Source organism: Pseudomonas sp. 910_21 (genome assembly GCF_052850735.1).
In genome coordinates, this window is sequence record NZ_VXCY01000002.1 from 845,092 (window position 1) to 872,033 (window position 26,942).

A 26,942-nucleotide genomic window follows, 5' to 3' on the forward strand; every position below is an offset into this window, starting at 1 on the left:
GCCGGCAAGCCAGCTCCTACAGAAGTGTGGCGGTAGGAGCTGGCTTGCCAGCGAAAAATACGCCGCGCTAACCCTGTTTCCCAGCCTCCAGCATGTTTTCCGGTCGCACCCAGGCGTCGAACTGCTCATCGGTCAGGTAGCCCAGCTCCAGCGCGGCTTCGCGCAGGGTCAGATTCTCGGCGTAGGCCTTCTTGGCGATTTCGGCGGACTTGTCATAGCCGATGTGGGTATTGAGCGCGGTCACCAGCATGAGGCCTCGTTCCAGGTGCTCGGCCATCTGCAGTGGATCGGGCTCTAGTCCGGCGATGCAGTGATGCTGGAAGTTGCTGCAGCCATCGGCCAGCAGACGGATCGATTGCAGCAGGTTGTGAATGATCACCGGTTTGAACACGTTCAGCTGCAGATGGCCCTGGCTGGCGGCAAAGCCGATTGCCACGTCATTGCCCATCACCTGACAGGCCAGCATCGACAGCGCTTCGCATTGGGTTGGATTGACCTTGCCGGGCATGATCGAGCTGCCCGGTTCGTTGGCCGGCAGTTTGACCTCCGCCAGTCCCGCTCGCGGTCCCGAGCCCAGCAGGCGCAGGTCGTTGGCGATTTTCATCAGGCACACGGCGAGGGTTTTCAGCGCGCCGGACAGATTGGTCAGCGGTTCGTGGCCGGCCAGGGCGGCGAACTTGTTGGGGGCGGTGACGAAGGGCAGGCCGGAAAGGGCGGCCAGTTCGGCGGCGATGGCCTCACCGAAGCCGTGGGGCGAGTTCAGTCCGGTGCCCACGGCGGTGCCGCCCTGGGCCAACTCGCACACCGCAGGCAAGGCGCCGCGGATGGCTCGTTCGGCGTATCCCAGTTGGGCGATAAAGGCGGAAATTTCCTGGCCAAAGGTGATCGGGGTGGCATCCATCATGTGGGTGCGGCCGGTTTTCACCAGCTTCATGTGTCGGGCCGACAGTTCGGCCAGGCCTCCGGACAGTTCGCTGATCGCCGGCAGCAACTGGAACTGCACGGCCTGGGCGGCAGCGATGTGCATGGCGGTGGGAAAGCAGTCGTTGGAGCTTTGCGAGCGATTGACGTGATCGTTGGGGTGCACCGGGGATTTGCCGCCCCGGGGGTTGCCCGCCAGCTCGTTGGCCCGGCCGGCCAGCACCTCGTTGACGTTCATGTTGCTCTGGGTACCGCTGCCGGTCTGCCACACCACCAGGGGGAACTGGTCATCATGCTCGCCGGCCAGCACCTCGTCGGCGGCCTGTTCGATCAGGCGGGCGATGTCGGCGGGCACGTCGCCGTTGCGATCGTTGACTCGGGCGGCGGCTTTCTTGATCAGGGCCAGGGCATGCAGCACGGATAGAGGCATGCGCTCGTTGCCGATGGCGAAATTGACCAGCGAACGTTGGGTCTGTGCGCCCCAATAGGCTTCTTCCGGGACTTCAACCTGACCCAGGCTGTCGGTTTCGATTCGATTCATCGTGGCATTCCTCCAAGTCTGACTGGCCAGTTTAGGCCCTGATCTGCGGCTCGGGTTCCGTGAATGGGGTTTTTCCGCCCGCCACCCGGGCAAAACCAGGGGGCGTCAGGGGGTGGGGTTGAGGGACGCGGATTAATAGGCGCAGAATGGTCGCCCTTGGGGTTTTACCTCGCCTGCTAGATAGGAAACTCGATGACCCGTTTTCGTGCCATCTGTACCGCGGTTGTTCTGGTGTGTGCCAGCGGCCAGGTTCTTGCCGATACCGCCAGCCACAACGCCAGTGCCGAGGCCTTCCTGACCCTGGCCCATGCGGACAAGCTCGGTACTCCGGTGTACATGCAAGTTCAGCAAATGTTCGCCCAGCGCTTTGAGCAGACCAAAGCCCCGGAATCCAAACGTGCCCTGCTGGAAACCTACCAGGCCAAAGCCAATGCCGCCCTGGATCAGGCCATTGGCTGGAACAAGCTGAAGCCGGACATGGTCAAGCTCTACACCAGCAACTTCAGCGAATCCGAGCTCAAGGACCTGGTGGCGTTCTACCAGTCGCCACTGGGCAAGAAAGTCCTGGAGAAAATGCCCCAGCTGACTCAGCAATCGGCGCAGATGACCCAGGCCAAGCTGGAAAGCGCGGTACCAGTGGTGAACAAGCTGCTGGCCGACATGACCGCCGAGCTCGAGCCTAAGGCAGCACCGGCGAAGAAGAAGTAAGCGGAGTCCGCAATGACCATGCAACAACGTATCGAGTCGGCGCTCGGGGCATTGCAGCCCGAGCACCTGCAAGTGCTGGATGAAAGCCACATGCACAGCCGTGGCCTGGAAACCCACTTCAAGGCGGTACTGGTCAGCGAGCAGTTCGCCGGCCTCAACAGCGTCAAGCGCCATCAGAAGGTCTACGCCACCCTGGGTGAGCTGATGGGCCAGTTCCATGCGTTGGCGCTGCACACTTACACGCCCGAGGAGTGGTCGAAGATCGGTGTGGCTCCGGCTTCGCCTACCTGCGCCGGAGGCAGTCAGCATTAATCGCGGTTTTTTTGATAGAATCCGCAACGCGCCGCTTATGCCGGCGCGTTTTTTTTTGCATCCGGTTCACCCTTTACGAGGGTAGCCACCTGGAGATTTCCCATGACACAACCCATTGTCGTGGCGGCACTGTACAAGTTCGTCACCCTCGAAGATTACGTCAGCCTGCGCGAGCCCCTGCTGCAGGCCATGCTGGACAACGGCATCAAGGGCACCCTGCTGATCGCTGAAGAAGGCATCAACGGCACGGTATCCGGCAGCCGCGAAGGCATCGACGGGCTGCTGGCCTGGCTGAAGAACGATCCGCGCATGATCGATATCGATCACAAAGAGTCGTACTGCGATGAGCAGCCGTTCTACCGCACCAAGGTCAAGTTGAAGAAAGAGATCGTTACTTTGGGTGTGCCCGGCGTCGATCCCAACAAGAAAGTCGGGACCTATGTCGAGCCACAGGACTGGAACGCCCTGATCAGCGACCCCGAAGTGCTGCTGATCGACACCCGTAACGATTACGAAGTGTCCATCGGCACCTTCGAAGGCGCCATCGACCCCAAGACCACCAGCTTTCGCGAGTTCCCCGATTACATCAAAGCCCACTTCGACCCGAGCAAGCACAAGAAGGTGGCGATGTTCTGCACCGGTGGCATCCGTTGCGAGAAGGCATCGAGCTATATGCTCAGCGAAGGGTTCGACGAGGTGTTCCACCTCAAGGGCGGGATCCTCAAGTACCTCGAAGAGGTGCCGCAGCAAGAGAGCAAATGGCAGGGCGACTGCTTCGTATTCGATAACCGGGTCACGGTGCGCCACGACCTGAGCGAAGGCGACTACGATCAATGTCATGCCTGCCGCACTCCGGTGAGCGTCGAGGATCGGGCTAGCGAACACTATGTGCCGGGGATCAGTTGTCCTCATTGCTGGGACAAGCTGAGCGAGAAGACTCGCCGCAGCGCCATCGATCGGCAGAAACAGATCGAGTTGGCCAAGGCTCGCAACATGCCGCACCCGATTGGTTACAACTACAAGCAATCACCTTCCGAGGCTTGAGCCATGTCTGCCCGCCTGCTCTATGTGATGGACCCGATGTGTTCATGGTGCTGGGGCTTTGCGCCCGTGGCCCAGGCCCTGGCAGAGCAGGCCCAGGCTGCCGGAGTCGAGTTGCATCTGGTGGTGGGCGGCTTGCGCACCGGCAGCGGCGCGGCACTGGAGCCCAATACCCGGCGCTACATCCTTGAACACTGGCAGGCGGTCCATCAGGCCACCGGCCAGCCGTTCACCTTCGACGCAGCCTTGCCCGATGGCTTTGTCTATGACACCGAGCCGGCTTGTCGGGCCATCGTCACCGCCCGCAGCCTGGCTCCGGACTGTGCCTGGAAACTGCTGGGGCTGATCCAGCGGGCGTTTTATGTCGAAGGCCGCGATGTCACCCTGGCCAGCGTGCTGGTGGAGTTGGCGGAGCAGGCTGGGGTTCCGCGGATCGAGTTCGCCGAAGCCTTCGACCGCGCCGAGCAGCATGCTGCCACGGCAGCGGATTTCACTTGGGTCCAGGACCTGGGGATTGCCGGATTTCCCACCTTGCTGGCGGAGCGCAACGGCCAGTTGGCCTTGCTGACCAACGGCTATCAGCCGCTGAGCGAGTTGTCGCCGTTGCTGGGACGCTGGCTGGAGCGCGCCGCCTGTGCCTGATCCGGTCGATTCAAGCGCCCCCGCTAAAAACGTAGATCGTCTGAGCTGGGGGGAAATCCGTCGTCTGGCCCTGCAACACAGAAAGTCGCTGTGGATCGCCAATGGTGTGGCCGTGCTGGCGACCCTGTGCAGTGTGCCGATTCCGCTGTTGCTGCCGTTGCTGGTGGACGAGGTGCTGCTGGGCCATGGCGATGGCGCATTACAAGTGATGAACCGCCTGCTGCCCGATGGCTGGCAAAGTGCGGCGGGCTATATCGGGCTGATGCTTTTGGTCACCCTGATCCTGCGTTGCTCCGCTCTGGTGTTCAACGTGGTCCAGGCGCGGTTGTTTGCCGGTTTGGCCAAGGACATCGTCTATCGGATCCGCGTGCGTCTGATTGAACGGCTCAAGCGCATTTCCCTGGGGGAGTACGAAAGCCTTGGGGGAGGCACGGTCACCACGCATCTGGTCACCGACCTGGACACGGTGGACAAGTTTGTCGGTGAAACCCTGAGCCGATTCCTGGTGGCCATGCTGACCCTGGTGGGCACGGCCGGCATTCTGATGTGGATGCACTGGAAGCTGGCCCTGCTGATCCTGCTGTTCAACCCGTTGGTGATTTTTGCCACGGTGCAACTGGGCAAGCGAGTCAAACACCTGAAGAAGCTGGAAAACGACAGCACTTCGCGCTTCACCCAGGCCCTGACCGAGACCTTGGAGGCGATTCAGGAGATCCGCGCCGGCAACCGCCAGGGCTACTTTCTTGGACGCTTGGGCCAGCGTGCCGAGGAGGTGCGGGACTACGCCGTAGCCTCACAGTGGAAAAGCGACGCCTCGGGCCGGGCCAGCGGTTTGCTGTTCCAGTTCGGCATCGACATTTTTCGTGCGGCGGCAATGCTCACAGTGCTGTTCTCCGACCTGTCCATCGGCCAGATGCTGGCGGTGTTCAGCTACCTGTGGTTCATGATCGGCCCGGTAGAACAGTTGCTGAATCTGCAATACGCCTATTACGCCGCGGGCGGGGCCCTGACCCGGATCAACGAGTTGCTGGCGCGGGCCGATGAGCCGCAGTACAGCGGTGGCGTGGATCCGTTCCAGGGGCGCGAAACCGTCGGCATCGAAGTCCGCGGCCTGAGCTTCGGTTATGGCGATGAGCGGGTGCTGGACAACCTGAACCTGTCTATTGCCCCAGGCGAGAAAGTGGCCATTGTCGGTGCCAGCGGCGGGGGCAAGAGTACTTTGGTGCAGCTGTTGCTGGGGTTGTATACGCCGCAGACCGGAGTGATCCGCTTTGGCGGTGCCACTCAGCAGGAAATCGGCCTGGAGACGGTACGGGATAACGTCGCGGTGGTGCTGCAGCATCCTGCGCTGTTCAACGACACGATTCGCGCCAACCTGACCATGGGCCGCGAGCGCAGTGACAGCGCTTGCTGGCAGGCCCTGGAAATTGCCCAGATGGAACCCACCGTCAGGGCTCTGCCCCTGGGCCTGGACAGTGTGGTCGGGCGTTCCGGTGTGCGCCTTTCCGGTGGACAGCGCCAGCGCCTGGCTATTGCGCGGATGGTGCTGGCCGAACCCAAGGTGGTGATTCTCGACGAAGCCACGTCCGCCCTGGACGCCGCCACCGAGTACAACCTGCATCAGGCCTTGACGCGTTTTCTGCGGGAGCGGACTACGCTGATCATTGCTCATCGCCTTTCGGCGGTTAAACAGGCTGACCGGGTTTTGGTGTTCGATGGCGGGCAGATTGCCGAAGATGGCGACCATCAGCAGCTGATTGCCGATGGTGGTCTTTATGCCAAGCTATACGGGCATTTGCAGCAGGTTCGATAGTCTTGAGTTTTGTCCGGGTTTCTGTGTTTAGTGCTTGAATTTCCTGGTGGAATAACCGTTTCAGCGTGAAAGAGCGGCCGTTTCCCCGTGAAGGTTCGGTCCGGACGCTGCTCAGCCTGCGTCGGATCCATGGAAATTAGCCTAATCTGTGCTGTCTGAGACGGGACTACTGGGTGTTCATTTGGCAGTGCGCAAGCAAGGACCCTCATGAAGCAAAAGCGGACTTTCGCAACGCCGCGGTTGTTGGGCATCGTCTGGCCCTTTATCGCCGTGGTGTTATTTCAAGCGCTGTTGGGCGGCCTCAGCCTGTATGTCCTGTCGGCAGTGCGTGGCTATGTTGCCGGTGAGAGCCTGTGGTCCAAAGGCCAGAAAGACGCCATCTACTACCTCAATCTGTATGCCGACAGCCGCGACGAAGGCACCTTCCTCAAGTACCAGAACGCCATAGCCGTACCCCAGGGCGGGCATGAGCTGCGGGTGGCCCTGGATCGCCAGCCGCCGGACCTGGAGGCTGCGCGCCTGGGGATTCTCAAGGGGGGCAATCACCCGGATGACGTCCCCAGCCTGATCTGGCTGTACCTCAACTTCCGTCATTTCAGTTACCTGGAAAAAGCCATCGATCTGTGGACTGTGGGGGACGGCTACCTGCTGCAGCTCGATACCGTGGCCCGAGAGATGCACCAGGGGATTAGCAGCAACAGCGCCGGTGAAGGCGATGTGCAGCGCTGGAAGAGCCAGATCTTTGCCATCAACGATGGCGTCACTCCCGCAGCAAAGGCTTTCAGCGATGCTTTGGGGGAGGGGTCGCGGGTCATCCTGCGTCTGTTGCTGGTGACCAACCTGGCCACGGCGCTGATCCTGATTGCCCTGGCCTTGCTGCGCACCCACAAGTTGCTGGCCCAACGGCATGCCTTTGCCGACGCGTTGCAACTGGAGAAGGAGCGCGCGCAGATCACCTTGCAGTCCATTGGTGACGGGGTGATCACCACGGATGTCGAGGGCGCCATTGCCTATATGAACCCAGCGGCGGAAGAACTGACTCGCTGGAAGGCCGAGCAGGCGGTGGGGCTGCCCCTGGCGGCCTTGTTCAATCTCTTGGACGAAAACGCCCAGGCCGACGGCTTCACTCTGATCGAACACATCCTCAGTGGTCAGCTCAGTGGTGGCAGCGAGCATTCCAAGCTGATCCAGCGGCTGGATGGCAGTACGGTTTCGGTGACTCTGGTGGGGGCGCCGATCCGCAATGCCGGGAAGGTCAGTGGCACGGTACTGGTGTTGCACGACATGACCCAGGAGCGGCAGTACATCGCCAATCTATCCTGGCAGGCGACCCACGATGCCTTGACCGGTCTGGCCAATCGCCGGGAGTTCGAATTCCGCCTGGAGCAGGCGTTGCACAGCCTGATCCGCCAGCCCGCCCGGCATGCGCTGATGTTTCTGGATCTGGACCAGTTCAAGCTGGTCAACGACACCTGTGGCCATGCTGCTGGGGATGAGTTGCTGCGGCACATCTGTGCGTTGCTGCAGTCGGGGCTGCGCGAAGGTGACACCCTGGCCCGATTGGGAGGGGACGAGTTCGGGATTCTCCTGGAGAACTGCTCGCCGGAGGCCGCGGAGAAGATTGCCGAAGGGCTGCGCCAGACGGTGCAGAACCTGCATTTCGTCTGGAAGGGCCGGCCATTCGTGACCACCGTGAGCATTGGGCTGGTGCATATCGCCCAGACTCCCACCACGCTTGAGGCATCGTTGCGGGCAGCGGATATGGCTTGTTACATGGCCAAGGAGAAAGGTCGCAACCGGGTGCAGGTCTACCATGCCGACGATTCGGAATTGTCCCTGCGATTCGGCGAGATGGCCTGGGTTCAGCGGCTGCATATGGCCCTTGAGGAAAACCGCTTCTGTCTCTATTCCCAGGAAATCACCGCTCTAGGTCGTACCGAGCACGATGGTGGCCACGTGGAGATTCTTCTGCGTCTGCACGACGAGGCCGGTCGGATGATCCTGCCGGACAGCTTCATTCCTGCGGCGGAGCGTTACGGCCTGATGACCTCCCTGGATCGCTGGGTGGTGCAGAACGTCTTCAAGATCATCGCTCAGTGCATTGCCGAGGGCCGGGAAGGGCCGATGGCCATGTGTGCGATCAATCTCTCGGGCATCACCATTGGTGACGACGAGTTTCTCGACTTCCTGCGAGAGCAGTTCGTTGTCTATGGCGTGCCGCCGAAGATGATCTGTTTTGAAATTACTGAAACCAGCGCAATTGCCAATTTGGGCAGCGCGATCCGTTTTATAAATGAACTCAAGGGTTTGGGCTGCCATTTTTCCCTGGATGACTTTTGTGCGGGAATGTCGTCGTTCGCTTATCTCAAACATTTGCCTGTAGACTTCCTCAAGATCGATGGAAGTTTCGTAAAGGATATGCTGGACGACCCGATTAACCGCGCCATGGTCGAGGTGATCAACCACATCGGGCATGTCATGGGTAAGCGCACGATTGCCGAGTTTGTTGAAACACCGCAGATCGAGCAGGCCCTGCTTGAGATCGGCGTGGATTATGCTCAAGGCTACATTATTGAACGCCCGCAATTGTTTACCTGTGACAGCCTGCAGTGTCGACCCGTGCGGCCACAGCCTTTGTTGTTCAAGGCGCCCGGCACGTTCCGTTGAAACCTCTTTTGGATCCGCACATCACAATCAAAAGGAGCCCGACAGTGATCGACACATTCAACCGAACCGGTCCGCTCATGGAAGCTGCCAGCTACCCCGCCTGGACCCAGCAATTGATCCAGGACTGCAGCGAGAGCAAGCGCCGTGTGGTGGAGCATGAGCTGTATCAGCGCATGCGCGACAACAAACTCAGTGCCAAAGTCATGCGTCAGTACCTGATCGGCGGCTGGCCTGTGGTTGAACAGTTCGCCCTGTATATGGCGCAGAACCTGACCAAGACTCGCTTTGCCCGTCATCCCGGCGAAGACATGGCGCGGCGCTGGCTGATGCGCAACATTCGTGTCGAACTCAATCATGCCGATTACTGGGTGCATTGGAGTCGAGCCCATGGTGTGACCCTGGAGGACTTGCAAGCTCAGCAAGTGCCGCCGGAACTGCACGCCCTGAGTCACTGGTGCTGGCACACCAGTTCGGCGGATTCGCTGATCGTGGCTATCGCCGCTACCAATTACGCCATCGAAGGGGCGACGGGCGAATGGTCGGCCCTGGTCTGTTCCAACGGCATCTATGCCGCCGCGTTCCCGGAAGAAGACCGCAAGCGCGCTATGAAGTGGCTGAAGATGCATGCCCAGTACGATGATGCCCATCCCTGGGAAGCCCTGGAAATTATCGTCACCCTGGCGGGTTTGAATCCGAGCAAGGCCCTGCAGGTTGAGCTGCGCCAGGCCATCTGCAAGAGCTATGACTATATGTACCTGTTCCTGGAGCGCTGCATGCAGCAGGAAAAGACCACGGTGACCCGCGAGCGTCTCGCACTGGCTGAGGGGTAAGTCGGGGCTTGGCGGGCAGGTCGATTGTCACGGGCGATAGCGGCCCGTGGTGGTGGAGTTGCCCGTGATTGATATGGCAGGGGCGGGGCCTGGTACCTAGCCCGCCATTGCCAGTCGATTGCGTCCTTCCCGTTTGGCCACGTACAGCGCGCTATCGGCGCGGCGCAGCAGGCTCTCTGCGGACTCACCCGGCAACAGGGTCGAACAGCCCAGGCTGACGGTGAGTTCGATCAGTTTGCCATCAGCCCAGTACTCCTGGGCTTGGGCGGCATTTCTCAGTCGTTCTCCGACCATTGCCGCCGCGTCGCGCCCGGTGTTGGAAAGCAGGATCAGAAACTCTTCCCCGCCAAAGCGAAACACCATGTCCACATTGCGCAATTGCCCCTTGATCGAGGCGGCAACGGCCTTGAGCACTTCGTCGCCGGTGCTGTGGCCGTAACTGTCGTTGATGCGCTTGAAATGGTCGATGTCCAGCATCAGCAGGGACAGTGGAAGCGAGTGGCGGCGAGCCATCTCGATTTCCCGTTGCAGGGTCTGGTCCATGGCGATGCGGTTGCCGGTGTCGGTCAACGGATCGCGCAGGGCGCTGCGGGTTGCGGCGCGATACAGCAAGGCGTTGCGCATCGGGTACAAAAGGGTAGAGAGCAACGACTCCAGGTGACCCTGTTCGGTATCGCTGAAGCGTTGGTTGCGGCGGAAGACCAGCTCGCCCATGGGCTGGCCTTCGTGGCTCAGGCTGTAGCTGATGGAGTGGTGCCCGCGCTGGCCGAATTCCAGGCGCAGATCGCTGGGGGAATGCTGGTAATGCAGGGCGTCGAGGGGGACCAGGCGTTGCACTTCGCGAAAGAACAGGCCGAGGATGCGTTGCGGCTCAAGGCTGGTTTGCAGTTGCAGTCCCAGTTGCTGGCGCAATTGTCCGAGGCTGACGGGTTGTTTGATCAGCGGCGTCTGCTGGCCAAAGCCCAGGCGTTGCAATTTGGCGCTATCGAAGTCAATTGCGTTGGTCTGGGTCGGTGTTTTCATCTGAGCTTGAGCCCCCTGAGCACTATGTACGGTGTTTCTGCCTAGGTGAGAGCGGCTCAGAGCTGCGCGTCATACTGTTCCTTCAGTCCCGTAGGACAATCGCGCATATTTTATGCCGCTTCACCTTTGGCTAGAAAGCCCTCGGCACAAGCCGTTTTCCACAGTGTCAATACGCCGTGGGTTGAGTGTTCTTAGAGCGAAACTCGTGCCATTCGGTTCACACGAATAAAACTTGTTTGAATTCAATTGGTTGGTGAGTCTGCGAGAAAACGGCTCACCTTGATTGACATTTGTTTGGCTTGAAACCCGCGGGGATCGGGGCTTGCCAAGACGTCGCGACAGTATTCTGTCGCGACGAACGGGAGGGGATTACTGCGCGTCGAAAGCCTGGCCGTTGATTCCGGTGCTGTCCGGGCCCATCAGATACAGGTAGACCGGCATGATCTCTTCCGGTGTCGGGTTATTGCTGGGGTTTTCGCCCGGGTAGGCCTGGGCACGCATGCTGGTGCGGGTGGCGCCCGGGTTGATGCTGTTGGCCCGGACCGGAGCCACGGTATCCAGCTCATCGGCCAGGGTCTGCATCAGGCCTTCGGTGGCGAATTTGGACACGCCGTAGGCGCCCCAATAGGCCCGTCCCTTGCGGCCGACGCTGCTGGAGGTGAAGACCACCGAAGCATCCTGGGACAGTTTGAGCAGCGGCAGCAGGGTGCTGGTCAGCATGAACATGGCGTTGACGTTGACTTGCATCACTCGCATGAAGTTTTCCCCCGACAGCTGCTCCAGCGGTGTGCGTGGGCCAATGATCGAGGCGTTGTGCAGCAGGCCGTCGAGGTGGCCGAACTCGGTCTCGATCATCGCCGCCAGTTCGTCATACTGGTGCGGCAGGGCAGTTTCCAGGTTGAACGGAATCACTGCCGGCTGGGGATGGCCGGCCGCTTCGATGGCGTCGTAGACCTCGGTCAGGTTGGCTTCGGTCTTGCCCAGCAGGAGTACGGTGGCGCCGTGGGCGGCAAAGGTCTTGGCGGCGGCAGCGCCGATACCACGCCCGGCGCCGGTGACCAGAATGACCCGGTCCTTGAGCAGTTCGGGGCGAGCGGAATAATCAAACATAAAAGGCCTCAACAGAAATTCGATCGTCTCCGGCGCTTAGCCGGGAATGCTGCCGTTTAGCAGCTGCACAATGCGTTATCCAGAACCTGGCGCAACTCCAGCGGATGGTTGACCACCACGTCGGCGCCCCAGTGCCGGGGATTATCGTCCGGATGGATGTAGCCGTAGGTCACGGCGGCGGTCTTGGTGCCCGCGTCGCGGCCGGATTCGATATCCCGCAGATCGTCGCCTACGAACAGCACGGTGGACGGGTCCAGCTCGAGCATCTTGCATGCAAGGATCAGCGGCTCGGGGTCGGGCTTGCTGTTTTTCACATGGTCGGGACAGATCAGCAACGCCGAGCGTTCGGCCAGTCCCAATTGCTGCATGATCGGCTCGGCGAAGCGCAGCGGCTTGTTGGTCACCACCCCCCAGATCAGATTGGCCTTTTCGATATCGGCCAGCAGTTCGGCCATGCCGTCGAAGAGTTTGCTGTGCACGGCGCAATGCTTGAGGTAGCGCTCAAGGAACTCCAGGCGCAACTCCTCGAACCCCGGGGATTCCGGGTCCATGGAAAAGGTCACGGCTACCATGGCCTTGGCGCCGCCCGAGACTTCGTCGCGGATATGTTGGTCGGCAATCGGCGGCAGGCCGCGATCACGGCGCATGCCCTGGCAGACTGCGATGAAGTCGGGCGCGGTGTCGAGCAGGGTGCCATCCATATCGAAAAGAACGGCTCTGATGGCCATGTCTCACTCCTCTCGCAGGGTCTGGATCATGTAGTTGACGTCAACGTCCGCTGCCAGTTTGTAGTGCTTGGTCAGGGGGTTGTAGGTCAGGCCGATGATGTCCTTGACGGTCAGGCCGGCAGAGCGGCTCCAGGCGCCGAGCTCCGAAGGACGGATGAATTTCTTGAAATCATGGGTGCCGCGAGGCAGCAGTTTCATGATGTATTCCGCACCGATGATGGCGAACAGGTAAGCCTTGGGGTTGCGGTTGATGGTGGAGAAAAACACCTGACCGCCGGGCTTGACCATGCGGAAGCAGGCGCGGATCACCGACGAAGGGTCGGGGACGTGCTCAAGCATTTCCAGGCAGGTGACCACGTCGAACTGCTCGGGCATCTCCTCGGCCAGGGCTTCGGCGGTGATCTGCCGGTACTCGACATTCACGCCGGATTCCAGCTGGTGCAACTGGGCAACTGCCAGAGGGGCTTCGCCCATGTCGATCCCGGTCACGGTGGCACCGCGCTGGGCCATGGCCTCGCTGAGGATGCCGCCACCACAGCCGACGTCGAGCACCTTCTTGCCGGCCAGTCCGACCCGTTCGTCGATCCAGTTGACCCGTAGCGGGTTTATGTCGTGCAGGGGCTTGAATTCGCTTTCGCGGTCCCACCAGCGATGGGCCAGGGCTTCGAATTTGGCGATTTCAGCGTGGTCGACGTTGCTCATGAGTGATACTCCAAAGCTAAGAAATTCTCTGTTGGGCCTCAAGCGTCCGCTCAAGGTCCGGGTTATTGGGTATGGCCGCTGATGCGCTGGCCCCAGCCGCGGGCAGTGGCGCTCAGCTGTTGTTCGTCCTGGCGGGTGAGGCGCCGGTCATCCAGCAGTTGCTTGCCGGCGACCCACAGGTGTTTTACGCAGTCCCGGCCAGTGGCGTAGATCAGTTGCGACACTGGGTCGTAAATCGGTTGCTGGGCCAGGCCGGACAGGTCGAAGGCCACCATGTCTGCGGCCTTGCCGATTTCCAGAGAGCCTACTTCGCTTTCCAGTCCCATGGCTCTGGCGCCGTTCAGGGTGGCCATGCGCAGGGCGCGATGGGCATCCAGGGCGGTTGCCGAACCAGCCACGGCTTTGGCCAGCAGGGCGGCGGTACGAACTTCCCCCAGCAGGTCCAGATCGTTGTTGCTGGCCGCACCATCGGTACCCACCGCGACGTTGACCCCGGCTTGCCACAGGTGCTCTACCGGGCAAAAGCCGCTGGCCAGTTTCAGGTTGGATTCCGGGCAATGAATGACGCTGGTGTTGGTTTCTACCAGTAAAGCCAGGTCGTCATCGCTGATTTGGGTCATATGAACGGCCTGGAAGCGCGGCCCCAGGAGGCCCAGTCGAGCCAGGCGGGCCAGGGGGCGCTCGCCACGCTGCTCCAGGGATTGCTGCACTTCGAACGCGGTTTCATGTACATGCATGTGGATCGGGGCGTCGAGTTCTTCGGCGATCATCCGGACTTTTTCCAGATTCTCGTCGCCTACGGTATAGGGCGCATGGGGGCCGAAGGTGATCTTGATCCTTGGATGATGCTTGAGATCGCCAAACAGTTCGACGCCCTGACGAATGGCTTCGTCGGCGTCGTGGGCACCAGGAATGGGGAAGTCGAGGATCGGGATGGCGATCTGGGCACGTATGCCGCTGTTGTGAACGCGCTCGCTGGCAACCTTCGGATAGAAGTACATGTCAGAGAAACAGGTGATACCGCCTTTGATCTGCTCGGCGATGGCCAGGTCGGTACCGTCTCGGACGAAGGCTTCATCCACCCACTTGGCTTCGGCAGGCCAGATATGCTTTTCCAGCCAGGTCATCAGCGGCAGATCGTCGGCCAGACCGCGAAACAGTGTCATGGTTGCATGCCCGTGGGCATTGATCAGTCCCGGGCTGAGCAGCATGCCAGGCAGTTCGCGGACTTCGGTGGCGCGATACCTCAGCGCCTCGGCTCGCGGGCCGATGAACAGGATGCGCCCGTCGCGGATGCCCAGGCCGTGTTCCTTGAGGACGACGCCGGCTGGCTCCACCGGTACCAACCAGGTCGGTAACAGCAGCAGGTCGAGCGCAGTCTCACGGTTCGGCATCGAATATCGGTCCAAGGCTTCATATAAAGGATGGCGAAGTATACCCGAGCGTCTTGGCGGGGGGATCGCTATAATCCGCGGCTTTTGTTCATGAGTGCGGGGTGAGGGATGCGCGATCGTCTGTTGGCTGCGGAGAAGGTCAAGGCCATTGATTGGCGGGATAACACTCTGTACCTGCTCGATCAGCGGAACCTGCCCTTCGAGGAGACCTGGGTTGCCTGCGACAGCGTGGCCGGGGTCGCCGAGGCGATTCGTTCAATGGTGGTGCGCGGCGCTCCAGCCATTGGCATCAGCGCAGCTTATGGTTTGGTTTTGGCGGCTCGTGCGCGCTTTGTCGCAGGCGGCGATTGGCTCGCCGCTTTGGAGGCGGATTTCGCCCTGTTGGCGGAGTCTCGCCCGACCGGTGGCAATCTGTTCTGGGCCTTGAATCGCATGCGCGAGCGTCTGGGTCGGGTCAGGGACCAGGCTGAGCCGCTGGCGGCGCTGGAAGCCGAAGCCATGTCGATCCATGAGAGTGATCGTGAGGCCAACCTGACCATGGCCCAGTTGGGTGTGGATTTGATTCGCCGGCATCAGGGCAATCCCCAAGCCTTGTTGACCCACTGCAATACAGGCGCTCTGGCGACCGGCGGCTTCGGTACGGCTTTGGGGGTGATTCGTGCGGCTTGGCTGGAAGGCATGGTGGAGCGAGTTCATGTCGATGAAACTCGTCCCTGGCTGCAAGGGTCGCGCCTGACGGCCTGGGAATTGGCCAGTGAGGGCATTCCTGTGACCTTGAACGCCGACTCCGCCGCCGCCCACATCATGAAGACCAAAGGTGTGACCTGGGTCGTTGTCGGTGCTGACCGAATCGCCGCCAATGGCGATGTGGCGAACAAGATCGGCACCTATCAACTGGCGGTCAATGCCATGCATCACGGAGTGCGCTTCATGGTGGTGGCGTCCAGTTCGACCATCGACTTGAATCTGGCGAGTGGAGATGACATTCCCATCGAGGAGCGCGACGCCGCAGAGTTGCTGGAGCTCGCTGGCAAGCGGGTGGGGGCGGATGTGGAGGTCTTCAATCCGGTATTCGATGTGACGCCTGCGGACCTGATCGACGCCATCGTCACCGAAAAGGGCATTGTCGAACGTCCTGACACGGCAAAAATGGCGCAATTGATGTGTCGTAAGCGCTTGCATTGATGTGCGGCCTCGAACGTTGCTCTCTATGACCTGCCGAGGCGGGCCGTCGGGTCAGAAAAAACACATAAATGTGTGCGAATTTGGCCTCTGAGCCTCTCTCGTCTCTTATCAGGCTGTCACCGGTCAACTAACTATGCTCCATGCGCGTCAGGGGGATAGGTGCGTGGCGGCGATTGTGATAACATCCGGCGGTTTCCAAGGCGGTCCGATGCGACTGCCTTCACTGCGCAAATCCATGGCATAACTTGTTGATTTGTCGTAAGTCGGTGCATGGCACTAGGCCTGCAGCGGCGAGCTTCGTTCGTCCCATATGGATGTGACGAAGTTTCACCAGAAAAAGGAATCAGGCTTCTCATGGGCGAACTGGCCAAAGAAATCCTCCCGGTCAATATCGAAGACGAGCTGAAACAGTCCTACCTCGACTACGCGATGAGCGTAATCGTCGGGCGGGCACTGCCTGATGCGCGCGATGGCTTGAAGCCCGTGCACCGGCGTGTGCTGTACGCGATGAGCGAGCTCGGTAACGACTGGAACAAGCCGTACAAGAAATCTGCCCGTGTTGTCGGTGACGTGATCGGTAAGTATCACCCTCACGGTGATACCGCGGTGTACGACACCATCGTTCGTATGGCCCAGCCATTCTCCCTGCGCTACCTGCTGGTAGACGGCCAGGGTAACTTCGGTTCGGTCGACGGCGACAACGCGGCGGCCATGCGATACACCGAAGTGCGCATGACCAAGCTGGCGCACGAGCTGCTGGCCGACCTACACAAGGAAACCGTGGACTGGGTGCCGAACTACGACGGCACCGAGATGATCCCGGCGGTCATGCCGACCAAGATCCCCAACCTGCTGGTCAACGGCTCCAGCGGTATTGCCGTGGGCATGGCGACCAACATTCCGCCGCACAACCTCGGTGAAGTCATCGACGGTTGCCTGGCGCTGATCGACAACCCCGAGCTGACCGTCGACGAGCTGATGCAGTACATCCCCGGTCCGGACTTCCCGACCGCGGCGATCATCAATGGTCGTGAAGGCATCATCGAGGCCTACCGCACTGGCCGTGGACGCATCTATATGCGTGCCCGCTCGATCATCGAAGACATCGACAAAGTCGGTGGCCGCCAGCAGATCGTCATCACCGAGCTGCCGTACCAGTTGAACAAGGCCCGTCTGATCGAGAAGATCGCCGAGCTGGTGAAAGAGAAGAAGCTCGAAGGCATTACCGAGCTGCGGGACGAGTCCGACAAGGACGGTATGCGCGTGGTCATCGAGCTGCGTCGCGGCGAAGTGCCTGAGGTGATCCTCAACAACCTCTACGCCCAGACCCAACTGCAAGCCGTGTTCGGCATCAATATCGTGGCGCTGATTGACGGCCGTCCGCGGATCCTCAATCTCAAGGATCTGCTGGAAGCCTTCGTTCGTCACCGCCGCGAAGTGGTGACCCGTCGTACCGTATTCGAGCTGCGCAAGGCGCGTGAGCGTGGCCATATCCTTGAAGGTCAGGCCGTTGCCCTGTCCAACATTGACCCGGTCATCGCCCTGATCAAGGCCTCGCCAACGCCGTCGGAAGCCAAGGAAGCGCTGATCAGCACCCCTTGGGAGTCCAGCGCGGTGATGACCATGGTCGAGCGTGCCGGTGCAGACTCCTGCCGTCCGGAAAACCTCGATCCGCAATACGGTCTGCGCGATGGCAAGTACTTCCTGTCCCCGGAGCAGGCGCAAGCCATTCTGGAACTGCGTCTGCACCGCCTGACCGGCCTCGAGCACGAAAAACTGCTGGCCGAGTACCAGGAGATTCTCAACCAGATCGGTGAACTGATCCGCATCCTCAACAGCGCCACGCGCCTGATGGAAGTGATCCGCGAAGAGCTGGAAGTGATCCGCGCCGAATACGGCGATGTGCGCCGCACCGAGATCCTCGATGCGCGCCTGGACCTGACTCTGGGCGACATGATCCCGGAAGAAGAGCGTGTAGTGACCATCTCCCACGGCGGCTATGCCAAGACCCAGCCGCTGGCTGCGTATCAGGCCCAGCGTCGTGGCGGTAAAGGCAAATCGGCCACTGGCGTCAAGGATGAGGACTACATCGCTCACCTGCTGGTAGCCAACAGCCACACCACGCTGCTGCTGTTCTCCAGCAAGGGTAAGGTGTACTGGCTCAAGACTTACGAGATTCCTGAAGCATCCCGTGCTGCTCGCGGCCGTCCGCTGGTGAACCTGCTGCCGCTGGACGATGGTGAGTACATCACCACCATGCTGCCGGTAGAGGAATACACCGAAGGTCACTACATCTTCATGGCTACCGCCAACGGCACTGTGAAGAAGACCCCGCTGGAATCCTTCAGCCGTCAGCGCAGCGTCGGTCTGATCGCTCTGGAGCTGGACGAAGGTGACGTGCTGATCAGTGCTGCCATTACCGATGGCGAGCGTGAAGTCATGCTGTTCTCCGATGGTGGCAAAGTGACTCGCTTCAAGGAGTCCGACGTACGCGCCATGGGTCGTACCGCTCGCGGTGTTCGCGGCATGCGCTTGGCTGAAGGCCAGAAGCTGATCTCCATGCTGATTCCGGAGGAGGGCAGCCAGATCCTCACCGCTTCCGAGCGTGGTTTCGGCAAGCGCACCGCCATCAGCGAATTCCCTGAGTACAAGCGTGGCGGTCAGGGCGTTATCGCCATGGTCAGTAACGAGCGTAACGGTCGCCTGGTAGGCGCGGTTCAGGTACTGGACGGTGAGGAGATCATGTTGATTTCCGATCAGGGCACCCTGGTTCGTACTCGTGTCGACGAAGTATCGAGCCTGGGCCGTAACACTCAGGGCGTGACTCTGATCAAGCTGGCCAGCGATGAAACCCTGGTGGGCCTGGAGCGGGTGCAGGAGCCATCGGAGATCGAAGGCGAAGAGTACGAAGGTGAAGAGGGCGCTGAATTCGAGGGCACCGTGCTGGATGCGGTAGCCGAGCCGGATGATGCAACCGATGGCCAACAGGCAGACGCCGCAGGCGAAGAAGAGTCGAAAGACTAAATAAATCGTAGCAGGGCAGAGTGTTTGCTCTGTCCGCTACCGTGAATGCATAGCGAGAGTGGATGTGAGCAAACGAGCCTATAACTTCTGCGCAGGTCCCGCTGCGCTACCTGAAGCTGTCCTGTTGCGTGCCCAGGCCGAATTGCTGGATTGGCATGGCAAGGGCCTGTCAGTCATGGAGATGAGTCATCGCAGCGATGAGTTTGTCTCCATCGCCACCAAGGCGGAGCAGGATCTGCGTGACCTGCTGAATATCCCCTCGAACTATAAAGTGCTGTTCCTGCAAGGCGGCGCCAGTCAGCAATTTGCCCAGATTCCACTGAACCTGTTGCCTGAAGGCGGTAAGGCCGACTATATCGACACCGGTATCTGGTCGCAGAAAGCCATTGAAGAGGCCTCTCGTTACGGTCAGGTCAATGTTGCGGCCACTGCCAAGCCTTATGACTACTTTGCGATTCCCGGTCAGAACGAATGGCAGTTGTCGAAAGACGCCGCCTACGTGCACTACGCGCCGAACGAAACCATCGGTGGCCTGGAGTTCAACTGGATCCCGGAAACCGGCGACGTTCCCCTGGTGGCCGACATGTCTTCGGACATCCTCTCGCGCCCTGTGGATATCTCCCGTTTCGGCATGATCTACGCCGGCGCGCAGAAGAACATTGGCCCCAGCGGCATCCTGGTGAACATCATTCGCGAAGACCTGTTGGGTCGTGCCCGTTCTCTGTGCCCGACCATGCTTGACTACAAGGTCGCGGCAGACAACGGCTCGATGTACAACACGCCGCCGACCCTGGCCTGGTACCTGTCCGGTCTGGTGTTCGAATGGCTCAAGGAGCAAGGTGGGGTGCAAGCCATTGCCAAGCTCAACGAGGCCAAGCAGCGCACTCTGTATGACTTCATCGACGCCAGCGGTCTTTACAGCAACCCGATCAACAAGTCCGATCGCTCATGGATGAACGTGCCTTTCCGCCTGGCGGACGATCGTCTGGACAAGCCGTTCCTGGTGGGTGCTGAGGCTCGTGGCCTGTTAAATCTCAAGGGGCATCGCTCGGTGGGCGGCATGCGCGCCTCCATCTATAACGCCGTGGACATCAACGCAGTCAATGCGCTGGTGGCCTACATGGCGGAGTTCGAGAAGGAACATGGCTGATGTCTGAGCAAGAACTCAAGGCCCTGCGCCTGCGCATTGACGCCCTGGACGAGAAGGTCCTGGAACTGATCAGTGAGCGTGCGCGGTGCGCCCAGGAAGTCGCCCGGGTCAAGATGGCCTCCCTGGCAGAAGGCGAAGTGCCGGTATTCTATCGTCCGGAGCGTGAGGCTCAGGTGCTCAAGCGGGTGATGGAGCGCAACCAGGGGCCGCTGGGCAATGAAGAGATGGCGCGTTTGTTTCGCGAAATCATGTCTTCGTGCCTGGCCCTGGAGCAGCCGCTGAAAGTGGCCTACCTCGGTCCTGAAGGCACCTTCACTCAGGCCGCGGCGATGAAGCATTTCGGCCATGCGGTGATCAGCAAGCCGATGGCTGCGATCGACGAAGTGTTCCGTGAAGTGGCTGCTGGTGCGGTGAACTTCGGTGTGGTGCCGGTGGAAAACTCCACTGAGGGTGCGGTCAACCACACCCTCGACAGTTTCCTCGAGCACGACATGGTGATCTGCGGAGAGGTCGAGCTGCGTATTCACCACCATTTGCTGGTGGGTGAAAACACTAAAACTGACAGCATCAGCCGTATCTACTCTCACGCCCAATCATTGGCCCAGTGCCGCAAGTGGCTGGACGCGCACTATCCGAATGTCGAGCGTGTGGCGGTATCCAGCAACGCCGAAGCGGCCAAGCGGGTCAAGGGCGAGTGGAATTCGGCAGCCATCGCCGGCGACATGGCTGCAGGCCTTTATGGGCTGACTCGTCTGGCGGAGAAGATTGAAGATCGTCCGGACAACTCCACGCGCTTCTTGATGATCGGCAATCAGGAAGTGCCGCCTACCGGCGACGACAAGACTTCCATCATCGTGTCCATGAGCAACAAGCCGGGCGCATTGCACGAGCTTCTGGTGCCGTTCCACGACAACGGTATCGACCTGACGCGAATCGAGACCCGACCTTCGCGCAGTGGCAAATGGACCTATGTGTTCTTCATCGACTTCGTCGGCCACCACCGTGATCCGTTGGTCAAGGGTGTGCTGGAGAAGATCAGTCAGGAAGCAGTGGCACTCAAGGTGCTGGGTTCCTACCCGAAAGCGGTTCTCTGAGGCTTTAACAATGAGTGGCGACTTCCTCGCACTGGCACAACCAGGCGTGCAACAACTTTCGCCTTACGTTCCGGGCAAGCCCGTGGACGAACTGGCCCGTGAGCTGGACATCGATCCGGCCACCATCGTCAAGCTGGCGAGCAATGAAAATCCGCTGGGCGCCAGTCCCAAGGCGCTGGCGGCGATTCGCGACGAGTTGGCGGAACTGACTCGTTACCCCGATGGCAACGGCTTTGCTCTCAAGTCTCTGTTGGCCGAGCGCTGCGGCGTGGAGATTCAGCAGGTGACCCTGGGTAACGGTTCCAACGACATTCTGGAGCTGGTGGCTCGCGCCTATCTGGCGCCAGGCCTGAATGCGGTGTTCAGTGAGCACGCGTTTGCCGTCTACCCCATCGTTACCCAAGCAGTCGGTGCTCAGGCAAAAGTCATTCCCGCCAACAAATGGGGGCACGACTTGCCGGCCATGCTCAAGGCTATCGATGAGCAGACCCGTGTGGTGTTCATCGCCAATCCGAACAACCCGACGGGGACCTGGTTTGGTGCCGAGGAGCTGGATGAGTTTCTTCAGGACGTGCCGGCCCATGTGCTGGTAGTGCTGGATGAGGCCTATATCGAGTATGCCGAAGGCAGTGACCTGCCGGACGGTCTGGACTTCCTGGCGGCCTACCCGAACCTGCTGGTATCGCGGACCTTCTCCAAGGCCTACGGCCTGGCGGCCCTGCGGGTCGGTTATGGACTCTCGACCTCGGTGGTGGCGGATGTCCTGAACCGAGTCCGCCAGCCGTTCAACGTCAACAGCCTGGCTTTGGCGGCGGCCTGCGCCGCGCTGCAGGATGCGGATTATCTGGCTGAAAGCCGTCGTTTGAATGAGTCGGGCATGCAGCAGCTGGAGGCGGGTTTCCGTGGTCTGGGTTTGAGCTGGATCTCTTCCAAGGGCAATTTCATCGCTGTGGACCTGGGGCGTGAAGCCGCGCCAGTGTTCCAGGGGTTGTTGCGCGAAGGTGTGATCGTGCGTCCGGTGGCTAACTACGGGATGCCGAACCATCTGCGCGTCACTATTGGCTTGCCGGCGGAAAATACTCGCTTCCTTGAGGCTTTGGCCAAGGTTCTGGCTCGTGGTTGATGTCATTCCAATGCAATCTGCTGTGCCTATGATCGGTCGCCTGGTGGTGATCGGCCTGGGGTTGATTGGTGGCTCCTTTGCCAAGGGGTTGCGTGAAAGTGGTGTATGCCGCGAAGTGGTTGGTGTCGATCTGGACCCGCAGTCTCGCCAGTTGGCGGTTGAACTGGGGGTAGTGGATCGCTGTGAAGAAGACTTGGCTCTGGCTTGCCAGGGCGCCGATGTGATTCAGCTCGCAGTACCGATCCTGGCCATGGAAAAACTGCTGGCACTGTTGGCCGGAATGGATCTGGGGGCGGCTGTGCTGACTGACGTCGGCAGTGCCAAGGGCAATGTGGTGCGTGCGGCGCAGGTGGCCTTTGCAGGCATGCCGACGCGGTTCGTCCCGGGGCATCCGATTGCCGGCTCCGAGCAGAGCGGCGTCGAGGCCTCCAATGCGCAGTTGTTCCGTCGTCACAAAGTGATTCTGACGCCTCTGGAGCAAACCGATCCTGCCGCGCTGGATCTTGTCGACAAGCTTTGGCGTGAGTTGGGAGCAGATGTTGAGCACATGCAGGTCGAGCGCCACGACGAAGTCCTGGCCGCGACCAGTCATCTGCCGCACTTGCTGGCATTTGGTCTGGTCGACTCCTTGGCCAAGCGCAGTGAAAATCTCGACATCTTCCGTTACGCTGCGGGCGGGTTCCGCGATTTCACGAGAATCGCCGGCAGCGACCCGGTCATGTGGCATGACATCTTTCTCGCCAACCGCGAAGCAGTTCTGCGCACACTCGATACATTTCGCAACGACCTCGACGCCTTGCGCGACGCGGTTGATGCAGGGGACGGGCATCAGTTATTGGGCGTATTCACTCGCGCCCGGGTTGCCCGCGAGCATTTCGGTAAAATCCTGGCCCGCCGGGCCTATGTGGACGCTATGAACTCCAACGATCTGATTTTCCTGGCAAATCCTGGTGGCCGCCTGTCTGGGCGGATTCGTGTACCGGGCGACAAATCGATTTCCCACCGTTCGATCATGCTTGGCTCCCTGGCTGAAGGTACCACCGAAGTCGAGGGGTTCCTCGAGGGTGAGGATGCTCTGGCGACGCTGCAGGCCTTCCGCGACATGGGAGTGGTCATCGAAGGTCCGCACCATGGGCGTGTGACTATTCATGGTGTTGGTCTACACGGTTTGAAGCCGGCGCCGGGCCCGATCTATCTGGGTAACTCCGGTACTTCGATGCGCCTGCTCTCCGGTCTGCTGGCTGCACAGAGCTTCGATAGCACCCTGACAGGGGACCCCTCGCTCTCCAAGCGTCCGATGAATCGCGTGGCCAACCCGCTGCGGGAAATGGGTGCGGTGATCGAGACGGCGGCCGAAGGTCGCCCGCCGATGGTGATTCGTGGTGGTCACCAGCTCAAAGGGTTGACCTACACCTTGCCAATGGCTAGTGCTCAGGTTAAGTCCTGTCTGCTGCTGGCTGGCTTGTATGCTGAGGGTAAGACCACAGTCACTGAGCCAGCGCCGACCCGCGACCATACTGAGCGTATGCTGCGTGGTTTTGGCTACTCGGTGAATGTTGATGGCGCAACCGCCTCCGTTGAGTCGGGCGGTAAGCTCAAGGCGACTCATATCGAAGTCCCCGCGGACATTTCTTCTGCGGCGTTCTTTCTGGTAGCTGCTTCCATCGCCGAAGGCTCCGAGTTGGTGCTGGAGCATGTGGGCATCAACCCGACCCGTACTGGCGTGATCGATATCCTGCGCCTGATGGGGGGTGATATTCGTCTGGAAAACCAGCGCGAAGTCGGCGGTGAGCCGGTCGCCGATTTGCATGTACGTGCCGCCAAGCTCAAGGGGATCGAGATTCCTGAAGAGTTGGTGCCATTGGCGATCGACGAATTCCCTGTGCTATTTGTGGCTGCCGCCTGCGCCGAAGGGCGTACTGTGCTGCGTGGCGCGGAAGAGCTGCGGGTCAAGGAGTCCGATCGTATCCAGGTAATGGCTGATGGTTTGCTGACCTTGGGAGTCAAGTGTGAGCCGACTCCTGACGGCATCATCATTGATGGTGGCCAGATTGGCGGTGGTGAAGTGCATGGTCATGGTGATCACCGTATCGCCATGGCATTCAGCGTTGCTTCGTTGCGCGCCAATGCGCCGATTCGTATCCATGACTGTGCGAATGTTGCTACCTCGTTCCCGAACTTTCTTGCGTTGTGCGCGCAGGTGGGGATTCGTGTCGCGCAAGAGGCTCAGTCGTGAATATCAAGGCGCCCGTGATCACCATTGATGGGCCAAGTGGTTCAGGTAAAGGCACCATTGCTGGCAAGCTGGCCAAGCATCTGGGTTGGTGTCTGCTGGACTCCGGGGCTCTTTATCGGCTGCTGGCTTTCGCTGCACGCAATCATGGTGTTGACCTGACTAACGAAGAATCGCTGAAGCTGTTGGCGGCTCATCTGGATGTGCAGTTTCTCGGTGCCACTGAAAATCACCCACAGCGGATCATCCTCGAGGGCGATGATGTGACCGACGACCTGCGCAATGAGCAGGTTGGAGCCTGGGCGTCTCAAGTGGCAGCGCTGCCGGCTGTGCGTGATGCCTTGTTGCAGCGCCAGCGCGCATTCCAGGAGCCGCCGGGCCTGGTTGCGGATGGTCGCGATATGGGCACCGTGGTGTTTCCTGATGCTCCATTGAAGATTTTCCTGACTGCCAGTGCCGAAGAGCGCGCTCGTCGGCGCTACTTGCAGTTGAAGGGAAAAGTCGATGGTGTTAGTCTGTCGAGTCTGCTAGATGAGATACGTGCGCGCGACGAGCGCGACACCCAGCGAGCGGTAGCCCCGCTCAAGCCGGCGGCTGACGCCATACAGCTGGATTCCACGGAGTTGTCCATCGATCAGGTGTTGCAACGCATCTTGAGCGAGATCGCCATTCGCGATATTGCCGGGTGAACAAGGAAGATCGCGGGGGACCAGTCATAGTCCTGCGATCTTTCTTTTATATGAACGTAACCCACATTGTCTGGGATGTGGCAGATGGGCGGATTCTTCGCCCTTATCAACAGGAATTAAAATGAGCGAAAGCTTTGCGGAACTCTTTGAAGAAAGCCTAAAAACCCTGAACCTTCAGGCAGGCTCCATCATCACCGGTGTTATCGTCGACATCGACTACCAAGCGCGTTGGGTAACCGTTCACGCTGGTCTGAAGTCTGAAGCGCTTATCCCGCTTGAGCAGTTCTACAACGATGCTGGCGAACTGTCCATCAATGTTGGTGATGAAGTTCACGTTGCTCTGGACTCGGTTGAAGACGGCTTCGGTGAAACCAAGCTCTCCCGTGAAAAAGCCAAGCGCGCTGAATGCTGGATCGTTCTGGAAGCAGCCTTCGCAGCCGAAGAAGTGGTCAAGGGCGTTATCAACGGTAAGGTTAAAGGCGGCTTCACTGTCGACGTTAACGGCATCCGTGCGTTCCTGCCAGGTTCTCTGGTTGACGTCCGTCCAGTGCGCGACACCACGCACCTGGAAGGCAAAGAGCTCGAGTTTAAAGTCATCAAACTCGACCAGAAGCGCAACAACGTTGTCGTTTCCCGTCGTAGCGTCCTCGAAGCCGAGAACTCCGCTGAGCGTGAAGCTCTGCTGGAATCCCTGCAGGAAGGTCAGCAAGTCAAAGGTATCGTCAAGAACCTCACCGATTACGGCGCATTCGTTGATCTGGGCGGCGTCGATGGCCTGCTGCACATCACCGACATGGCTTGGAAGCGTATCAAGCATCCTTCCGAAATCGTCAACGTTGGCGACGAGATCGATGTCAAGGTTCTGAAATACGATCGCGAGCGCAATCGTGTTTCCCTGGGCCTGAAGCAGCTGGGCGAAGATCCATGGGTCGCTATCAAGGCTCGTTACCCAGAAAGCACCCGCGTTACCGCTCGTGTAACCAACCTGACCGACTACGGCTGCTTCGCTGAGCTGGAAGAAGGCGTTGAAGGTCTGGTACACGTTTCGGAAATGGACTGGACCAACAAGAACATCCACCCTTCGAAAGTCGTACAAGTTGGCGACGAAGTGGAAGTTATGGTTCTGGACATCGACGAAGAGCGTCGTCGTATCTCCCTCGGCATCAAGCAGTGCAAGTCCAACCCATGGGAAGACTTCTCTGGCCAGTTCAACAAGGGCGATAAAATCTCCGGTACCATCAAGTCGATCACCGATTTCGGTATCTTCATTGGTCTGGACGGCGGCATCGACGGTCTGGTTCATCTGTCCGACATCTCCTGGAACGAAGTGGGCGAAGAAGCCGTACGCCGCTTCAAGAAGGGCGACGAGCTGGACACCGTTATCCTGTCTGTTGACCCAGAGCGTGAGCGTATCTCCCTGGGTATCAAGCAACTGGAAAGCGATCCGTTCTCCGAGTACGTACAAGAGAACGACAAAGGCGCAATCGTTAAGGGTGTTGTAAAAGAAGTTGACGCCAAAGGCGCCATCATCACCCTGGCTAACGATATCGAAGCTACTCTGAAAGCCTCCGAAATCAGCCGTGACCGCATCGAAGATGCTCGTAACGTTCTGAAAGAAGGCGAAGAAGTTGAAGCCAAGATCATCAGCGTTGACCGTAAGAGCCGTGTAATCCAGCTCTCGATCAAGTCGAAAGACGTTGAAGACGAGAAAGAAGCTATCCAGAGCCTGCGCGACAAGCCAGCTGCTTCTGATATCGCTGCTGGTCCTACCACTCTGGGCGACCTGCTGCGTGCACAGATGGAAAAGCAGAACTAAGTTCTGTCAGACCATAAAAAAGAGCGACTTCGGTCGCTCTTTTTTTTGCTCAAAAATCGTTAGTTTGAGAGTTCTCCATGTGGGAAACCAACACATGCCGTGAGTTGTCTCTTTCTTGAGTGGGGCGGCTGCATATTTGGAGCTAGGCTTTACTTTGGAAGTGCACCATTCGAGTAGCAAGGGCTGGCATGGCATA

At 59.7% G+C, this 26,942-nt stretch carries 21 protein-coding genes; 15 read left to right on the forward strand and 6 right to left on the reverse strand.

The features are described from left to right. Window positions 1-67: 67 nt before the first annotated feature. Complete coding sequence (locus FW796_RS09060) at window positions 68-1,462, reverse strand: class II fumarate hydratase (RefSeq protein ID WP_346632210.1); 1,395 nt, start codon at window positions 1,460-1,462, stop codon at window positions 68-70. A 192-nt stretch (window positions 1,463-1,654) separates the two neighbouring features. Between FW796_RS09060 and FW796_RS09065 the strand changes: the two genes are divergently transcribed. The 7 genes from FW796_RS09065 (at window position 1,655) to FW796_RS09095 (ending at window position 9,475) form a co-directional block, all read left to right on the forward strand. Then, window positions 1,655-2,170 carry a DUF2059 domain-containing protein gene (locus tag FW796_RS09065; protein ID WP_042940787.1) on the forward strand — a complete coding sequence of 172 codons (516 nt, stop codon included), beginning with the start codon at window positions 1,655-1,657 and terminating at the stop codon, window positions 2,168-2,170. A gap of 12 nt (window positions 2,171-2,182) precedes the next feature. Next, complete coding sequence (locus FW796_RS09070) at window positions 2,183-2,482, forward strand: BolA family protein (RefSeq protein WP_346632209.1); 300 nt, start codon at window positions 2,183-2,185, stop codon at window positions 2,480-2,482. 102 nt (window positions 2,483-2,584) lie between these two features. Continuing rightward, window positions 2,585-3,526 (forward strand): oxygen-dependent tRNA uridine(34) hydroxylase TrhO, encoded by a 942-nt coding sequence (gene trhO, locus FW796_RS09075; protein WP_346632208.1) that lies wholly within the window; start codon window positions 2,585-2,587, stop codon window positions 3,524-3,526. Between the two features lie 36 nt (window positions 3,527-3,562). Continuing rightward, window positions 3,563-4,165, forward strand: a complete 603-nt coding sequence (locus tag FW796_RS09080; RefSeq protein WP_346632561.1) for a DsbA family protein — start codon at window positions 3,563-3,565, stop codon at window positions 4,163-4,165. After that, window positions 4,158-5,978, forward strand: coding sequence for an ABC transporter ATP-binding protein (locus tag FW796_RS09085; protein WP_446439264.1), 1,821 nt, complete (start codon window positions 4,158-4,160; stop codon window positions 5,976-5,978). Before FW796_RS09080 ends, FW796_RS09085 begins: the two co-directional genes overlap by 8 nt. Window positions 5,979-6,185: 207 nt before the next feature. After that, on the forward strand, window positions 6,186-8,645 hold the full coding sequence (locus tag FW796_RS09090) for an EAL domain-containing protein (protein WP_404937461.1): 2,460 nt from the start codon (window positions 6,186-6,188) through the stop codon (window positions 8,643-8,645). 77 nt (window positions 8,646-8,722) lie between these two features. Further along, complete coding sequence (locus tag FW796_RS09095; RefSeq protein ID WP_371261283.1) at window positions 8,723-9,475, forward strand: TenA family transcriptional regulator; 753 nt, start codon at window positions 8,723-8,725, stop codon at window positions 9,473-9,475. 96 nt (window positions 9,476-9,571) lie between these two features. Here FW796_RS09095 and FW796_RS09100 read toward each other — a convergent pair whose 3' ends face one another. The 5 genes from FW796_RS09100 to FW796_RS09120 all read right to left on the reverse strand — a co-directional run bounded on the left by FW796_RS09100 (window position 9,572) and on the right by FW796_RS09120 (window position 14,432). After that, window positions 9,572-10,498 carry a GGDEF domain-containing protein gene (locus FW796_RS09100; protein ID WP_346632204.1) on the reverse strand — a complete coding sequence of 309 codons (927 nt, stop codon included), beginning with the start codon at window positions 10,496-10,498 and terminating at the stop codon, window positions 9,572-9,574. A 369-nt stretch (window positions 10,499-10,867) separates the two neighbouring features. Then, window positions 10,868-11,608, reverse strand: a complete 741-nt coding sequence (locus FW796_RS09105) for a YciK family oxidoreductase (RefSeq protein ID WP_015636577.1) — start codon at window positions 11,606-11,608, stop codon at window positions 10,868-10,870. A 56-nt stretch (window positions 11,609-11,664) separates the two neighbouring features. Then, window positions 11,665-12,336 (reverse strand): N-acetylmuramic acid 6-phosphate phosphatase MupP, encoded by a 672-nt coding sequence (mupP, locus tag FW796_RS09110; protein WP_346632203.1) that lies wholly within the window; start codon window positions 12,334-12,336, stop codon window positions 11,665-11,667. Between the two features lie 3 nt (window positions 12,337-12,339). Continuing rightward, on the reverse strand, window positions 12,340-13,038 hold the full coding sequence (gene ubiG, locus FW796_RS09115; RefSeq protein WP_016964097.1) for a bifunctional 2-polyprenyl-6-hydroxyphenol methylase/3-demethylubiquinol 3-O-methyltransferase UbiG: 699 nt from the start codon (window positions 13,036-13,038) through the stop codon (window positions 12,340-12,342). A 62-nt stretch (window positions 13,039-13,100) separates the two neighbouring features. Then, complete coding sequence (locus tag FW796_RS09120) at window positions 13,101-14,432, reverse strand: TRZ/ATZ family hydrolase (RefSeq protein ID WP_446439265.1); 1,332 nt, start codon at window positions 14,430-14,432, stop codon at window positions 13,101-13,103. 108 nt (window positions 14,433-14,540) lie between these two features. On the opposite strand from FW796_RS09120, the gene mtnA reads away from it, so the two are divergent. The 8 genes from mtnA (at window position 14,541) to rpsA (ending at window position 26,746) form a co-directional block, all read left to right on the forward strand. Beyond that, window positions 14,541-15,617 (forward strand): S-methyl-5-thioribose-1-phosphate isomerase, encoded by a 1,077-nt coding sequence (gene mtnA, locus FW796_RS09125; RefSeq protein ID WP_346632201.1) that lies wholly within the window; start codon window positions 14,541-14,543, stop codon window positions 15,615-15,617. 354 nt (window positions 15,618-15,971) lie between these two features. Beyond that, complete coding sequence (gene gyrA, locus FW796_RS09130) at window positions 15,972-18,641, forward strand: DNA gyrase subunit A (RefSeq protein WP_346632200.1); 2,670 nt, start codon at window positions 15,972-15,974, stop codon at window positions 18,639-18,641. Window positions 18,642-18,705: 64 nt separating this feature from the next. Beyond that, window positions 18,706-19,791, forward strand: a complete 1,086-nt coding sequence (serC, locus tag FW796_RS09135; RefSeq protein WP_346632199.1) for a 3-phosphoserine/phosphohydroxythreonine transaminase — start codon at window positions 18,706-18,708, stop codon at window positions 19,789-19,791. Beyond that, complete coding sequence (pheA, locus tag FW796_RS09140) at window positions 19,791-20,885, forward strand: prephenate dehydratase (protein ID WP_007939916.1); 1,095 nt, start codon at window positions 19,791-19,793, stop codon at window positions 20,883-20,885. The genes serC and pheA overlap by 1 nt, the downstream gene beginning before the upstream one ends. A 10-nt stretch (window positions 20,886-20,895) precedes the next feature. After that, on the forward strand, window positions 20,896-22,008 hold the full coding sequence (gene hisC, locus FW796_RS09145; RefSeq protein ID WP_346632198.1) for a histidinol-phosphate transaminase: 1,113 nt from the start codon (window positions 20,896-20,898) through the stop codon (window positions 22,006-22,008). Between the two features lie 28 nt (window positions 22,009-22,036). Then, window positions 22,037-24,244, forward strand: a complete 2,208-nt coding sequence (locus FW796_RS09150) for a bifunctional prephenate dehydrogenase/3-phosphoshikimate 1-carboxyvinyltransferase (RefSeq protein WP_446439311.1) — start codon at window positions 22,037-22,039, stop codon at window positions 24,242-24,244. Next, the gene (gene cmk / locus FW796_RS09155; RefSeq protein ID WP_011062580.1) at window positions 24,241-24,930 is read left to right on the forward strand and encodes a (d)CMP kinase; all 690 of its coding nucleotides are present in this window, start codon (window positions 24,241-24,243) and stop codon (window positions 24,928-24,930) included. The genes FW796_RS09150 and cmk overlap by 4 nt, the downstream gene beginning before the upstream one ends. A 121-nt stretch (window positions 24,931-25,051) precedes the next feature. Continuing rightward, window positions 25,052-26,746 carry a 30S ribosomal protein S1 gene (rpsA, locus tag FW796_RS09160; RefSeq protein WP_007931318.1) on the forward strand — a complete coding sequence of 565 codons (1,695 nt, stop codon included), beginning with the start codon at window positions 25,052-25,054 and terminating at the stop codon, window positions 26,744-26,746. The last annotated feature ends 196 nt before the right edge of the window (window positions 26,747-26,942 follow it).